This window comes from Microcoleus vaginatus FACHB-2002 (assembly GCF_040004035.1).
Classification (GTDB): domain Bacteria; phylum Cyanobacteriota; class Cyanobacteriia; order Cyanobacteriales; family Microcoleaceae; genus Microcoleus; species Microcoleus vaginatus_C.
Genome location: NZ_JAMPLN010000005.1, coordinates 191,861 through 206,284, shown reverse-complemented (window position 1 = coordinate 206,284; position 14,424 = coordinate 191,861). Strand labels below are relative to the sequence as shown.

Annotated in this window: 10 protein-coding genes; 7 read left to right on the top strand and 3 right to left on the bottom strand. The window is 47.2% G+C overall.

Going from position 1 to position 14,424, the window contains the following annotated elements:
• Positions 1–40 precede the first annotated feature (40 nt).
• Positions 41–181, bottom strand: coding sequence for a hypothetical protein (locus NDI35_RS06780; protein ID WP_445312045.1), 141 nt, complete (start codon positions 179–181; stop codon positions 41–43).
• A 92-nt stretch (positions 182–273) separates the two neighbouring features.
• Here NDI35_RS06780 and NDI35_RS06775 point away from each other — a divergent pair, with 92 nt between their 5' ends.
• Positions 274–462 (top strand): hypothetical protein, encoded by a 189-nt coding sequence (locus tag NDI35_RS06775; protein ID WP_445312044.1) that lies wholly within the window; start codon positions 274–276, stop codon positions 460–462.
• A 128-nt stretch (positions 463–590) separates the two neighbouring features.
• Positions 591–1,181 (top strand): cytochrome b, encoded by a 591-nt coding sequence (locus tag NDI35_RS06770; protein WP_445312043.1) that lies wholly within the window; start codon positions 591–593, stop codon positions 1,179–1,181.
• A 15-nt stretch (positions 1,182–1,196) separates the two neighbouring features.
• Here NDI35_RS06770 and NDI35_RS06765 read toward each other — a convergent pair whose 3' ends face one another.
• Positions 1,197–4,778: an alpha-mannosidase gene (locus tag NDI35_RS06765; protein WP_445312042.1), complete on the bottom strand. Its 3,582-nt coding sequence runs from the start codon at positions 4,776–4,778 to the stop codon at positions 1,197–1,199.
• 182 nt (positions 4,779–4,960) lie between these two features.
• Here NDI35_RS06765 and NDI35_RS06760 point away from each other — a divergent pair, with 182 nt between their 5' ends.
• The 4 genes from NDI35_RS06760 to NDI35_RS06745 all read left to right on the top strand — a co-directional run bounded on the left by NDI35_RS06760 (position 4,961) and on the right by NDI35_RS06745 (position 10,819).
• Positions 4,961–6,946: a hypothetical protein gene (locus NDI35_RS06760; RefSeq protein ID WP_445312041.1), complete on the top strand. Its 1,986-nt coding sequence runs from the start codon at positions 4,961–4,963 to the stop codon at positions 6,944–6,946.
• Positions 6,947–7,024: 78 nt separating this feature from the next.
• Positions 7,025–7,141, top strand: coding sequence for a photosystem II reaction center protein I (locus NDI35_RS06755; protein ID WP_039887172.1), 117 nt, complete (start codon positions 7,025–7,027; stop codon positions 7,139–7,141).
• 300 nt (positions 7,142–7,441) lie between these two features.
• On the top strand, positions 7,442–9,973 hold the full coding sequence (locus tag NDI35_RS06750; RefSeq protein WP_445312040.1) for a DUF3769 domain-containing protein: 2,532 nt from the start codon (positions 7,442–7,444) through the stop codon (positions 9,971–9,973).
• Positions 9,974–10,147: 174 nt separating this feature from the next.
• Complete coding sequence (locus NDI35_RS06745) at positions 10,148–10,819, top strand: hypothetical protein (protein ID WP_445312039.1); 672 nt, start codon at positions 10,148–10,150, stop codon at positions 10,817–10,819.
• A 146-nt stretch (positions 10,820–10,965) separates the two neighbouring features.
• Here NDI35_RS06745 and NDI35_RS06740 read toward each other — a convergent pair whose 3' ends face one another.
• The gene (locus NDI35_RS06740) at positions 10,966–11,481 is read right to left on the bottom strand and encodes a phycobiliprotein lyase (protein WP_445312038.1); all 516 of its coding nucleotides are present in this window, start codon (positions 11,479–11,481) and stop codon (positions 10,966–10,968) included.
• Positions 11,482–12,175: 694 nt separating this feature from the next.
• Between NDI35_RS06740 and NDI35_RS06735 the strand changes: the two genes are divergently transcribed.
• Entirely contained in the window at positions 12,176–14,419 is a 2,244-nt protein-coding gene (locus NDI35_RS06735) for a hypothetical protein (RefSeq protein ID WP_445312105.1), read from the top strand.
• Positions 14,420–14,424 lie beyond the last annotated feature (5 nt).

The window sequence follows — 14,424 nt, the reverse complement described above, 5'->3', positions numbered from 1 at the left end:
TTTTTTGTGAAACTAAATTAAACCTGTTGTTTGAAAAAAGTTACAAGTTGTAACAAAGATACCACTTGTCCAGCGTGCTGGTTTTCGCTTCCCCATCCAACCACTGTGTTTGTTTGTAGCTGGTAGACGGTCTGCCGACGATATTTCCCGCTAGTTGCAGTGCCAGCAGGTTTAGTTGCAATTACCCAGTTGGTACTTTTAGCATCCTAGACAATAAAAAAAAACCACAATCAATGGTTTTAAGTATATATGATAACACTCTAATACGTAGTATTGGGACTGACCTACTTCGGATTCGGTTTGGGATATTTGCTGGGGGGGCGGATGAACCGGGCGGCGGTTGCAATTATCGGGTCAGCTTTTGCGGTGGCTTTGGGGATACTCGACCTGAAAACTGCTTGGGAGGCGATCGACCCAAGTACGATGTTTTGTGTTGGGAATGACGATCGTGAATATAGTTAATTTGACTCTTTAATAAATATTTGCAATAATTAAGTTAAGTAAATCTTATGATGCCCAATCTGTCACGGGCTTTAGTCCCATAGTTTATACTTAATCTTGTGCAGCAAACGCTAAGGAGGTAAGAAAGAGTGAGTACCCTAAAACCCGCTGCGAAACCCAGACTTAATTCTGCGTTCAAACAACTGATGTCCTTACACTGGGTAATGTCAGCTTGCTATTTAGTGCTGTTTATTACCGGTACTTCTATGGCTCGATTGCCAGGAGAATTGTTTATTCGAGGCCCCCTTTACGATTTTCACAAATCCGTAGGAGTGCTAACAATGGCTTTACTGACTTGGCGGATTTTAACACTGCTGCGGGTATGGTGGAAAAAATATACGAAACGCCTGCCAAAGTTTACGAAGGAATGGTACAAAAATTTTGCTCTGCACGCAACTTTGTACGTTTTTATGTGGCTAGTTCCGGTGGCTGGTTTCTTGCTTTCTAACTCTTACAAAAGTAACAATGTGAAATTTTTCGGAATTCTTTTGCCGGATATGTTTCCGCAGAATTCCGCAGTGGTTGATTTGGGAAGGAGTTTGCATTTTTGGCTGGCGTACACATTTTTAGCGTTCGCGATTTTGCATATTTTAGATCAGAAGAAAGTTGTGAGAGCTAATTGGCGTAGGTTGACAAATTTTGTTCGCACTAAGTTCGCAAAGTCTCAAAAGGTTGGATAAATGGGCGATGAGGTACTATATCTCAATTGGTATTGATAAATTTACTGCAAAACTCGCTATTTTCCAGGGTGATATTCTGAAACTTCTCCCATCGTCTGACTTCTGGGGCAAATTTATGGGTTGTTCTAATAAATCGACAGGCTGACTAATCGTCAAACCAAAATCGCTCTTTAATTCCAACTTCGCCTCTTCACCGTGACACTCGTAACACCGCAAAATCCACACATTAGAATCGTCTTCCGATTGTTTGAAAGCCATCAGCACTAAATTTTCGGCGGACAAATCCAAAAACTTGGCAACTACCGGCAGAGTCTTGTTCCCATTTTCCTCTAACTTGGGCAACACCTTTACTAGCAGCGGTAAATTCAACTCGTACCCCTGTCGAACAGTACCTGCATCTTGCCAATTTCCGCTGTGGGGATAGACTGCACAAGTAAATTCGGAAACTCCTACATCTGCTTGTTCATCCGGCCAAGTCGAGCCCCGGAGCAATGTCAGCCGAATTTGATTTGGTTGAAGGTCGCAACCGTATTTGCAATCATTGAGCAAACTCGCTCCAAAACCGTCATTGCTGATATCAGTCCAGCGCAAAATCGGCACTTCCCATTTGGCTTTTTCGGCGGGTGTTTGCGGCTTGGTTGTGCGCTGAATCGCACCGCCGGGAATTTCGCAAGTTGCAAAATCTGCTTCTACATTTAACCCAAAGGCTGCTTTTACTAAAACGTGAGTTTCTTGCCAATCTGCCACTGTCTTGATTTTCAGCAGCGGCGAACCTATTTCTACTATATAATCTTGGCAAAACTCCGATTTGCCAATTTGTCGGACTACGCGCAAACTCTGCCGTATTTCTCCCTGCGCTATCCAGGAAATATCTTTGAGTGTCGGCGCTGGTAGTTGATGTTTTTCATAATTTGGGTCAATGTTCCAAGCATCCCAATATTGACCGCTGTCTTGAAATGCTTGCAGTTGATTTCCGCCTGCTGCATTCAGGACTTCTCGGTTATTTACTTTATCCCAAATGCTGGATAAATCCCCAGTTTGACCGTCTACTGTTGCCCGAATAAATTCATTTTCTAAAACCATTTGTGCGGCTGCAAAATGCGTTTCTTGACTGACTGTGTTTTTTTGTGCTATACCGTATGTAAGTTTTGATAACTCTGTCTTTTTTTCGGTTTCTGGACTGGCGGACGCATTATCCACAGTTTGAGCGTCTTCGCGACACAGCCAAAACACCTGGTAGCCAAGGGCGGGGATATTATTTGCCCAGAATAACAGTGTAGAGTGCGATTGCGGTCGATCGCCCCTGACAATCTGCGAAGCCACTCGCCGTCGGGAAAAATCGTAAATTTGCCAAGCTGAATCAGCGGAATCGGGAAGCGGTACGGCGACAACCTCAGAGCGATCCCAATTGAGAGTATTGAAAATCAAAATCGGTTGAGCGTCGGGCCGAGGAGGGGAAGGGAGAGAAATTTGAGCCGAGATTGCATCCAAAGATTTTACCAAGATTTCGCGACAAGTGCGATCGACCTCGGCAAAGGCTAGATTAGAATCTGCATAAACTTGGGCGATCGCAGAACCGGGCAAAATATCGTGAAACTGGTTAAATAAAATTTGTTTCCAAGCTGATTCTAATTCTGATTTCGGATAAACGGCACCAGTACAAATCGTTGCCAGCGAAGACAGCAACTCCGCCTGGTAGAGCAATTCTTCGCAGCGGCGGTTTTTGCGTTTTTGGTCGGCGCGAGTCGTGTAACAACCCCGGTGGAATTCTAAGTAAAGTTCGTCTTTCCAAATCGGGAGAGTGCGGGGAATAGTTTTGAGTTGTGAGATGGAAGGATTTGCATCCGAAATTGCCGACACTTTTGACCATTCTCGCGCCTGTAAATTCTCCTGATTGTCGAATTCTGGAACATAGCTTTCGGACTTAGTTGCCGCAACTTCCGGCAAAAACTGACTCTCAATCAAAGACAAATAATCAACCGCTTTCGCAAACTCCAATTTCGGGAAAAAAGGCGACATTTTCCAGCGTTTCGCCACCTCCAACATATCACGAGTCGGGCCACCGCCGTGGTCGCCAACCCCAGGCAACCAAAGAGCATCTTGCAAACCAGTCTTAACTTGCCAGTCAAAAGCATAACTTGCCATTTTCACAGATTCTATACTTTCGCCAATTGGAGCAGACATCATGCTAAATATTTTAGTACCATCCAACCCTTCCCACCAAAACGCACCGTGGCGAAATTCCGTTGTATCATTCCAACGCAACTTTTGCGTCACAAAATAATCAACTCCGCCTTGCCGCAAAATCTGAGGTAATTGCCACCCAAAACCGAAAGTATCCGGTAGCCAAGCTACCCGCATCAATTCCCCAAATTTTTCTTTTGCGTAACGCTGTCCGTAAAAAACTTGCCGCACCATTGATTCAGCAGAAATTAAGTTTAAATCCGGTTCTACCCACATCCCGCCGACAACTTCCCAGGAACCCGCCGCCACCTGTTTTTTAATCGCAGCAAATAAGTCCGGCCGATGTTCTTCCACCCAAGCATAAAGCGCCGGAGTAGAATGACAGAAAATCAAATCGGGAAACTCGGATTGCAATTTCAATACCGACTCAAAAGTTCGCTGTGCCGCTTCCCAAGTTTCCGGGACAGGCCACAGCCAAGCTAAGTCTAAATGAGCGTGACCCACTAAATAGATTTTACCTGTATATATAGATGTCCGCTCGCCGCTTTCTCCTATATATATAGATGTAGCGTTGCTATTCTCTCTAACCTCAAAAACCTCATCTTTTCTTCCTCCCTCTGCGGCCTCTGCGCCCTCTGCGGTTCCCTCATCTAAATCCCCAGAAAAAGCCCGCAGATATCCCAGTAAATTGTGCCGCAAAACAGACAGCGAACGATCAAACTTTTCGCGATCGCCCACCGCCGACCAATCAATCAAACCAAGCGCCAAATCAATCTCAGATTTCAACGTTTCCCCCTTGACAAACATGGGGTGATTTGCTATTTTTTCGGTGAAGAGGTATTGGCAATTTACATTTTCTAAATTTCGACTTAGCGAATTTTGCAAAATCTCTAATTCGGCAGCCACAAAACCCGGATCGAAACAAGAAGAGTCAGCAGCTTCGTACAAACAAATCGATCGCACTAAAGCGCCGCTATCGTGACCCGGACTTACCAACCGCAAAATTACTAAAAATTCATCTCCGGGATTGGCCGACGAACTCAACAAAACTCGATCGGCAAAATCAAATAAATCTCCCTGTCCGACTAACTCGCCGTTCACAAAAATTTGAGCATCTTCTGCCCACCAAGTCAAGCCCAGCAGCAACCGCAAACCAACCACAGGATAGCCGTGCAAATTGTCAGGAATTACAAATTGCTGGCCTAAATACAAAACTTGCTTCCCAGACGGCCAAGCAATATGTCCTTTGCCGTTAAGTTCAGCAACAGGGCTGTTACAAATATTTACCGAAGAGACAGCCGAGTCAGAATCGCAGTACCTCCAACCAGACTGAACCTCCACTTGGCTGAGGCGGCGCAACTTCTCGACAGTGGCAGAAATATTGTTGCTAGCAGGTGACACAGAAGCGCTCATATTTCGCTAAAATAGGAATTGTGTATTAATCAAAAATTGGATTGAACCGCGAAGAGGCAAAGGACGCGAAGAAATAAAGGTTTCAGAGGGTTTGAAGCTGCGATTAAGATCTCGCTTTGATTTTACAGCAATATTCAGCTATTCCGGCGCGAATCAAAAATCTGAATTCAAGAATAAAACTTATGTCCAACGGTTACTACGGCCCCTACCAAAGCCGACTATTAAATTTTATATCGAAACAGTCCCGCCAAGTCGCTGACAATTGCGATCGAACTTGGCGTCAAATTAAAGAAGCAACTCTCACCGCCACCCAAATTCTGCTTTATCCAGCTTATTTGCTGGTGCAAAGTTCCCGACTGCTAGGCCGACAGTTGCGGGAATCAAGTCAAAAAGTAGATTTACCGGAACTGCAAGAATTTGGCGGGAACGAAAATCCCGATGGGCAACAAAATTGGTATCAGGGGGGAACTTCCGACGAAAGTTCGATCGCAGAAATTTTACACCTAGCCGAAAATTTACTAAACTCGTCCCAAACTGCGAAAACTGTAGCCAGCTTCCCGCTGTTAATTAATCAGGGAAATACTGCTAGCGATTTACATCCGGCAATCAATTTTAGCGGACAAATCACAAAGCATCAAACAACTTCCGTCTTAGAACACCCGCTGGCTAAAACAGAATTAAAACCGCAACCGAAAGTTGAGGGAATTGCCAGTTTTATCCCAGCCCGGACTTTAGTATTGGTCGGAAGGGAAAATCAGATATTAGATATTTTGACACCCCAACAGCAGGAACTGCTTGAAGGTCGCATAACTTGGGAAGTAGCAAACTTCGGGCCCGAACGGCGGGAAATTACCCAAAAAGAATTAAAATTTAATCTAGGTTTGGAGTCGGCAGCCAAAAAAGCGCAGTTGCCGCCGATGCGTCGTTTTTGGGAATTGATGGCATGGCTTCAGACGAGCCCGGTTGCTCTGAAGAGAAACCAGTTTGGAGAATCAATCCTCGCAGTTAAAAAATCGATCGACCGCAATGCCATCCTAGTCCAAAAAGCCCGCGCCCAGATCGAAGCAAAAACCGCACAGCAGTCAATGGCGGCATCGAATTCGATCGACCACAATACCCCAAAACTAGAAACTAATTTTAACAGCAAGTTCGATCGACCCCCTACTCCTCTCTCCTTTGTTACATTACTCGATCGCGCCGCCGTCAACCTGGAAGAATTCACCCTCCCGCCCTCGGTAAAAACAACCCCCGCACCCACAGAAAACCTCGGAGTAAAAATTGACACATCCAGTACCGAAACCAATTTAGATTTTTCCGCCCGCGACATCCTGGAAAAATACGCTCGCAACATCGAACAAGTGATTTGGTCGTCAGTAGACCACCTTTTGGGCCAAGAAACGGCAGCCAGTGATAATACGGAGAAATCAGTTGCAATTCAGTATTATTTAAAACAGCGACAAGAACAAGAAAACACCGAAAAAAGCCCAGAGGTCGATCGACCGTGGCTGAACTGGCAAGACTTATTCGGCGAAGCAGCACCGCAGCATTTAATCGACGACAGTTCCGAACCCCAGGCAGCAGATCAAAGCCGAGTAGCACAAGCTAGCCCAAAAGTCAAGGAGGAAATGGCAGAAGTAGGAGAATTGCCCGAAGGTCGATCGACCGCAGTCTCAATATCCCCTTACCCCGAAGCACTTCACCGCCTGCTGGGGCAGCTAAAACAGAGCTTGCTGACAAAAAGCCCAACAAGTCAACCCCAAACAGCATCTGATTTATCTGATTTAGCAGTTACTCACAAAAATAGCTCTGCACTCGCAGCAGAATCAACCCCAGGGCGCGCGCCGGAAACCCAAGTGCCAAAAAACACAAACCCGAACACCGCACAAAACCACCAATCCCCAGCAGCAATCACCGCGCAAACTAGCAGATACACCGCCGCAACCCCCGCCGCAGCCGAACCAAAAAATCCCAGCGCAGGCGTCCAACCCGACGGCGAATACTTAGAAACAAAAGCAGAATCGATGGGATACATTAAGCACCCGCTAGAACAAGTGCTCGAATGGCTCGATCGAGTTATGCTGCGGCTAGAAAACATCGCCGAGCAACTCTGGAATTGGGCAAAAATCAACTTGCCAAAAATCCTCAAAAGCAAAGATAAAATTGACTAATCTTTAGCTTATGATAAAAAAGTTGCTGCAACAGCAGCAAATCAGCTCAGTATTATGCCATCTTTGGAGACTCCCACAGTGCTAACCCTCAAAATCGTAGTTAATGTAGTTGTTTTATTTTTTGTTTCCCTGTTCATATTTGGATTTTTGTCCAATGACCCGGCCCGGAACCCCAACCGCAGAGACATGGAATAAACAAGCTATCCCGGCCGCTTGCTGGGGGCGCGTCACCGCAGCCCCTGCAACAGCCGACAAACCCGCAAAAATTAGTTGAACAAAACTTGACCTCGCACCAGCAGCGAGGTTATGTTGTGGCGAAAGCAAGTTCTGAAAGCAGCCATATTCCGGCGCGCCAAAGCCACTGCAAATTTTAGATATCAGATGAACGTTTAAACACTTGCCTTATTAGATGCAAAATTTTCAATAATTTGCACCCTATAAAATCTAAAATCTAAAATCTAAAATCTAAAATCGGATGACTTACCTGTTGTAACTATGCCCTATCCGGTACCGCCGCCAGAACCCCCTGGCATCATCTACATCGCAAAGCCCAAAAAAGTCGCCCTCACTGTCGCGGCAGGCGATGGAGACACCCGCAGCAACCCCGCAGAAATACCGGAACCAAGCCCAGATATCGTTCAGCCAGAACCCACACCGGCCCCAACAGAACCCGCAGCCACACTCCTCGGCACCACCCCAGCCACCGACCAGCCTCCAGAAATCGCCGACCCCCTAGCAGCAGTGGAAAGCGGCGAGGCAGTGGTGGGATTTCAGCGTCGGCCTCCTGTGGGAGAACCCGAAACTGCGGAAACTCCGAAAGATTCCTCATTTACTGCTTACCAATTGGGTTCTGTAGAAAATGCCGTTGCGATTCGGAATCGAAAACGAACCGCAGAGGCGCAGAAACAACAGGAGAGAAATCTTGTCGGAAAGCAGGAAAGTTGGTATCAGGCCCAAGGCCGGCAGTTAGAAGATAACTCTCCCGAACCTGCGGAGATTCCCGTTCCAGAACCCGCCCCGGAACCAGCACCCAGCGGACAACAGCAGTTCGACATTCCCACACCCGGAACTGCCCCCGCACCCAGAACACCCGCTGCGCCGACACCGAAACCGAAACCAGCCGCGCCGCCGGGAGTTCGCACCGCCCCTTCTCAGCGGACGGTGCCTTTTCCGGTGACTCCGGCCGATACTATTGAAGTTAAGGCTGACAGCCAAGAATTCGACGACAAGCAGCAAATTGTCACGGCGGTTGGTAATGTCGTTGTGCGGTTCCGGCAAACTGTGATTGATGCCGATCGAGCGATCGTCAACTTAGTCACCCGCCAAGTGGTAGCATCCGGCAATGTCGCCTATACGCGCGGCCAACAAGTAGTGCGCGGCCAGCGGATGGAGTTCAATCTCGGCCTCAACGCCGGCGCAGTCGAACAAGCCAGGGGCGAAATATTCCTGCCCGCAGCAGGTAGCGAATTGACCCCCACACTGCCGACAGATATTAGTGCTGGAACGATTCTTGAACAGCCGCTGAGCGATCGAATTACCAGCCAGCAGCCCCTGCGAGGAGTCAAATCCCCCGGCGCTGCTACAGTGACTATCGGCGGCGGCGGACAGCTAGCAGCCCCCCAAGTGGTCGGTGCGGTCAACCGCGTCCGCTTTGAAGCAGAACGCATCGAACTGCTACCAGACGGCGCGAGAGTAGCAACCAACATTCGGCTTACTAACGACCCGTTTTCCCCGCCGGAATTTGAATACAGGGCCCGGAGGGCGACGATTAGAAGGATTTCGCCCACGGCAGAGGAATTGGTCACAACTCAACCCCGCTTGGTGTTCGACAACCGGGTGAAAATACCCGTGTATCCCCGCAGGCAAGTGTTTGACAGCCGGCAGCAAAACGGCCCGTGTTTGACCTTTGGTTACGACGGAGGCGAAAGAGGCGGTTTGTATGCCGAGTGCGGTTTTGAGGTGTTGCAAAACGGGCCGGTGAGGCTGACCCTGACTCCCCAAATTTACCTGCAGCGGGTTGTGGCAGAGCACGGTGGCAATCCGTTTTCTCCCGATAGCTACGGGCTGAAAGCGAGGTTGGGCGCTAGTCTGGGACCGCGCACCAGGCTCGACGGATCGGCAATATTTCTGAGTTTTGAGAATTTCCCGAACTTGCCGGAAGACAGCTTTAGGGGCAATTTGCGCCTGCGGCAGTTGATCGGCACTCACACTCTGGCAGCAGAATACAGTTATCGCGATCGACTGTTTAACGGTTCTCTGGGCTATCAAACCGTGCAGAGCAGTCTGGGGGCAGTCCTCACTTCCCCAGTCATCCCACTCGGAGGCACTGGCATCAATCTCAGTTACCAAGCTGGGTATCAATTTATCAATGCTGACACCGATCGAGCAGACTTGCTCGAACCAGTGCGGGAAAACAACCGCATCGATTTGGGCCGTTCCCAAGTTAGCTTCGCCTTAAGCCGCGGCTTCAACCTGTGGGAGGGCGAACCGCTGCCCCGCACTCCCACCCAGGGTTTGAGGTATACGCGGACGCCGGTGGTTCCTTTCTTGCAACTAGCCCTGGGACTCCGGGGAGTTGGTACTTATTACAGCAGTGGCGACAGACAAAATTCCCTCGCTGGCAGCGTAGGCATTCAAGGGCAGTTCGGTCATTTCTCCCGCCCTTTCCTCGATTACACTGGGTTTAACGTGACTTATACCCAGGTGGGGCGCGACGGTATATCGCCCTTTTTATTCGATCGCTTAGTAGATTTGAGAGTCCTGTCTTTTGGACTTGTCCAGCAAGTTTACGGAGGCTTTCGAGTTGGATTTCAAAGTGCTATTAATTTAGAAAGCGGGGAAAGTATCAGTACGAATTACACTTTAGAATACAGTCGCCGCAGCTACGCAATCATTTTGCGTTTTAATCCTGAGCGTCAAGTCGGCAGCCTGACTTTTAGAGTTAGCGACTTCAACTGGAATGGGACTCCCCAACCTTTTTCCGGGGACGCGCGAACTGTAGAAGGAGGCGTGCGTTTATCCGATTAATTCAATGGGCTAATTGGGCATTGGTCATTCGGCATGGGGAATTGGTAATTGGTAATTGGGTAATTGGAACCAACAGACAACAGTCAACAGATAACAGTCAACAGTCAACAGATAACAGTCAACAGTCAACAGATAACAGATAACAGATAACAGTCAACAGTCAACAGACAACAAATGACAGAAGTGACGGCAATATCTGCACAAGCAGCGGCTCTGCTGGTTCACTACGGTTTTGACCTAGGTGGCAAAAAAGCCGAGAAATTGGCGGGTGAATGGCTGACCAAGTATCCCGGCTATTGGCTGCGTTTAGCAGTGGTTGAAGCGCTTTATCAAGGCCGCTACAAGGCTGTTTCTGTGGGACAGCTATTGAGTATGTGGCATCGGATAGGTCAACCTCTCTATCATTTCAATCGCGAATTTGAACGCTTGGTATGCAATAATTTTCCTCAAAATTTAACCGGGGAAAGTGCTGATCAACTGTCACCGGAAGATATACTTTTATCAAACCAGGAATCGGAAGTAACTGCCGCAGAGTTAGAGTGGCGTGGGTCCTCAGAGGCGCAACTTGATGTGGCACTTCATGCAGAAGTCCCAAACACAGAGGCAGAGGAAACAGGAAAATTACCTGCAGCCGACGATCGCACAAAAGAAAATACAGAATTTGTAGTATATGAAGATGTGGCTGTTACCGCCCTCGCCGATCGAGCCGAAGCCGATCACAAATTAGAGGACAAACCTGTGGCAAAATCATTCCCAGTTGTCAAACACACTGATTTTCATACCAAGTTAAAAGCGATTGCCCGAGAAGGCAGAAGAAAGAAGGGAGAAAGCAGAAATAGAGTGTAAACTTTGGAAACTATAGCCTTTCTCAGTAACATGAGGTGATCATAGGGCATAGGGCATAGGGCATAGGGCATAGGGCATAGGGCATAGGGCATAGGACTCGCCCCCATACCTCACAACGCTTGAGAACCGCTATGGATAGTTATTTTTCACTTTTCATTTTGGGCACTTACTCCCATCCGAATTTCCGAACAAAAAGATGCTTGTTCCGTACCGTTAGCTTGCTTAACAACGCTAGTCCGCAGCCGCAGGTTGGGCATGAGATACCACAGCCTTTCTTCGGCATGGAGGGTGTCTGATTCTGTAATCAATGTCAGCACATCGTCGCCCATCACGTAGCGGCCGTTACCCTTGTCTTGCAACACTTTGCCTTCGCTGGGATTGTCGGGATTTGGTACGATCGCTAGTATTGTAGAACCAATTTGTTTAGGTTTATCGCGATCGGGAATACCGTCCCAACTAATCCGAACGCTGGTTAGCCCAGTTGACGCCGGGTTAATCGAGTGTTGTTGGCAAAGTTTGACAACTGCTGCATCGCTAGCTGTCAGTATTTCTATTTTGAGGTCGGATTTACCCGCCTGCAATTCTCCAGAATTGAGATTGTGTACGGTACGCTGAGAAAACCATTTACCTGCACTTAACTCGAAAAACTCGATAACATCCATGAAATTTGTCTCTAAAGTCAATACTGCTTTATTTGCGATCGTGACTTGCGCGCTATGAAGTCAGAAACCCGGTTTCTTCCTACGTACCTAGCGGTCAAACCAATGATTTTGTCTAGAAACCCGGTTTAAGAGTGCAAGTCCTTTTTTATATTTTAGAGGAAGGGGGCGCACCTGCAAAGCTTTCTGAGAGCTTTGGGCGAAACAGATTGCAGATGCCGTTGAGGTACTAAACCCAACCAGGGGGACATCTGCCTCGCTGCTGCGGCTGACTCGACAGAAAATTAGAGCATCCGGCATCATATTTCGTTATAAAAAGTCTTTTTCGCACATTAAATAGGATTGCGATACCTGAAATTTTTTAGCTTTGACAGTGTTGATGGATCGACCATCATCGCCCAAATACCAGCTATGTTAAGAAAAACAACGATATATGTGAGCTTTTGTCGATTGATCGGTAAATTGGGCGTTGCTGAGTCGAATGATATTGGCGGCGATTTATGGTAATCGCACTGCTTGAAAATTCTCAAAGCAGACTCTGACTAAAAAACCAGCAATTCATCGAACCATCACCAAATCGAGGAAAGCAAGCCCGTAGCACATAGCATTCAAATATGTCATGCTAAGTCAAGAGAAAAGATTCTCGATCGGCTTTTCGGTAGGGTACAGCTAGCGATCGTATACATTTAAAAAACACATCCGTAAATTTATGACCGAGTTTACACAAGGGCTGGATAAAATGCAGCCCGCAGAACAGACGCACTACCTGGGAATATTGCCCAGTCAGCTAGCAGCGACTTCAGACTCCGAAAAATTATACAGCTTACTAACAGATTACAATTTTATTAAAGCCAAGCTGTCAGCATCGGGAGTACAGGCGCTAATAGAAGATTACGATTTAGCAACAAGTCCCGATATTATTATCTCAGACCAAAAAGCCGACCAACTCAAATTAATCCAAGAAGCAATTCGGCTGTCTGCCCACATTCTAGCCATAGATAAAAGCCAACTACCCACCCAACTAATAGCCCGCTTGATGTGCTTTGAAAGTCCAGATATTCCAGCACTGCTAGCACAGGCAAAACACCAAAAAACCCCCTGGCTGCGACCGCTAACGCCCAGCTTTACTCCTCCCGGCGGGAGATTGCTGCGTACCCTCACCGGACATACAGACTGGGTACAAGCTGTAGCAATCACCCCCGACGGCAAGCGGGCAATTTCTGCCTCCTCCGACCACAATCTCAAAATTTGGCACTTAGAAACAGGAGAAGAACTTTCCACCCTCAAAGGTCATCTTACCTACGTCAATGCTGTAGCTGTCACCCCCGACGGCACTAAAGTAATTTCCGGTTCTTGGGACAATACCATTAAAATTTGGGATTTAGAAACTGGGAGAGAAATATTTACCTTTGCAGGCGATACTTTTGCCGTAGAAGCAGTAGCAGTAACTCCCGACGGCAAGCGAGTAATTTCAGGTTCTTGGGATGGCAGTATTAAAGTTTGGGAGTTGACAAGCAGGGAAGTAATTTTTAACTTCAAAGGTCACAGCAGTTTTGTCCAGTCCGTAGCAGTAACTCCTGATAGCAAACGGTTGATTTCCGGGTCGGGAGACAACAGCATGAAAGTCTGGAACCTAGAAACTGGAAAAGAACTTTTTACTCTCACGGGTCATGAAGACTGGGTAAAAAGTGTAGCAGTTAGTCCCGACGGCGAACAAATAATTTCCGGCAGTTACGACGGAACTGTTAAAGTCTGGAGTTTGTCAGAAAGAAAGCAACTTTTCACTTTAGGAAAACACAGCAGTTTCGTTCAAGCTGTGGCAGTCAGTCCCGACGGCAAACGGGTAATTTCGGCTTCCGGCGACAAAACGGTGAAAGTTTGGAATCTGGAAACAAAAGAAGAACTTTTCACTTTTACCAATCACATCGCCCCAGTGAATGCTGTGGCTGTTACCCCCGACGGCAAGCGGATAGTTTCTGGTTCCTCTGACAAAACTCTCAAAGTTTGGCACTTAGAAAGAGGCAAAGAAAATTTATCATTTGCACGTCACGATGACTGGGTAAATGCTGTAGCAGTGACGGCGGACGGTACGAAAGCGATTTCCGGTTCAGGAGACAACAGCATTAAAGTCTGGAATCTCAAAAACGGACAGGAAATTTTTACTATTTCGGGACATCAAGATTGGGTAAAAGCGATCGCAATAACACCAGATAGCAAGCGAATAGTTTCGGGTTCCGGCGACAAAACTGTGAAAGTTTGGGCTCTAGAAACCGGAAAAGAAATCTTTACTTTCACTGGTCATACAGACTGGGTAAATTCTGTGGCAGTGACGCCAGACGGAACGATGGCGATTTCCGGTTCGGCAGACAAAACTATTAAAGTTTGGAATCTAGGAACAGGAGAGGAACTTTTTACTTTTTCAGGTCATGAGGACGGCATAAAAGCTGTGGCAGTTACTCCTGACAGCAATCGGGTTATTTCGGCTTCCGGCGACCAAACTCTGAAAGTTTGGAGTTTGGGGAAAGAAAAGAATATTTTGGCAAATTTCTGGAATTTAGCCGTCAAAAATCTACTTTTTACTCTCAAAGGTCATGAGAGTTTTGTGAATGCTGTGGCAGTTACGGCGGATGGCAAATGGGCCATTTCTGGCGGGCGGGAACACAATTTGAAAGTTTGGGATTTGTCCAGTAGAAAAGAAGTTTTTACTTTGACAGGTCATGCTGATGCGGTAACATCTGTGGCGACTATGGGAACAAAGGCAATTTCTGTTTCGGACGATAATACTCTCAAAGTTTGGGATTTGTTAAGTCGAGAAGTAATTGCTAGTTTCAGCGGAGATAGTGCTTTGAAAGCTTGCGCTGTTGCACCTGATGGGGTGACAATCGTAGTGGCGGAAGCTTCGGGACAGGTGCATTTTTTGAGGTTAGAAGAGGGGAAATAGTCATT

Coding starts and splice junctions, on each gene's coding strand:
- NDI35_RS06765 (WP_445312042.1), bottom strand. CDS start 4,778: ATGAGCGCTTCTGTGTCACCTGCTAGCAACAATATTTCTGCCACTGTC.
- NDI35_RS06760 (WP_445312041.1), top strand. CDS start 4,961: ATGTCCAACGGTTACTACGGCCCCTACCAAAGCCGACTATTAAATTTT.
- NDI35_RS06750 (WP_445312040.1), top strand. CDS start 7,442: ATGCCCTATCCGGTACCGCCGCCAGAACCCCCTGGCATCATCTACATC.
- NDI35_RS06745 (WP_445312039.1), top strand. CDS start 10,148: ATGACAGAAGTGACGGCAATATCTGCACAAGCAGCGGCTCTGCTGGTT.
- NDI35_RS06740 (WP_445312038.1), bottom strand. CDS start 11,481: ATGGATGTTATCGAGTTTTTCGAGTTAAGTGCAGGTAAATGGTTTTCT.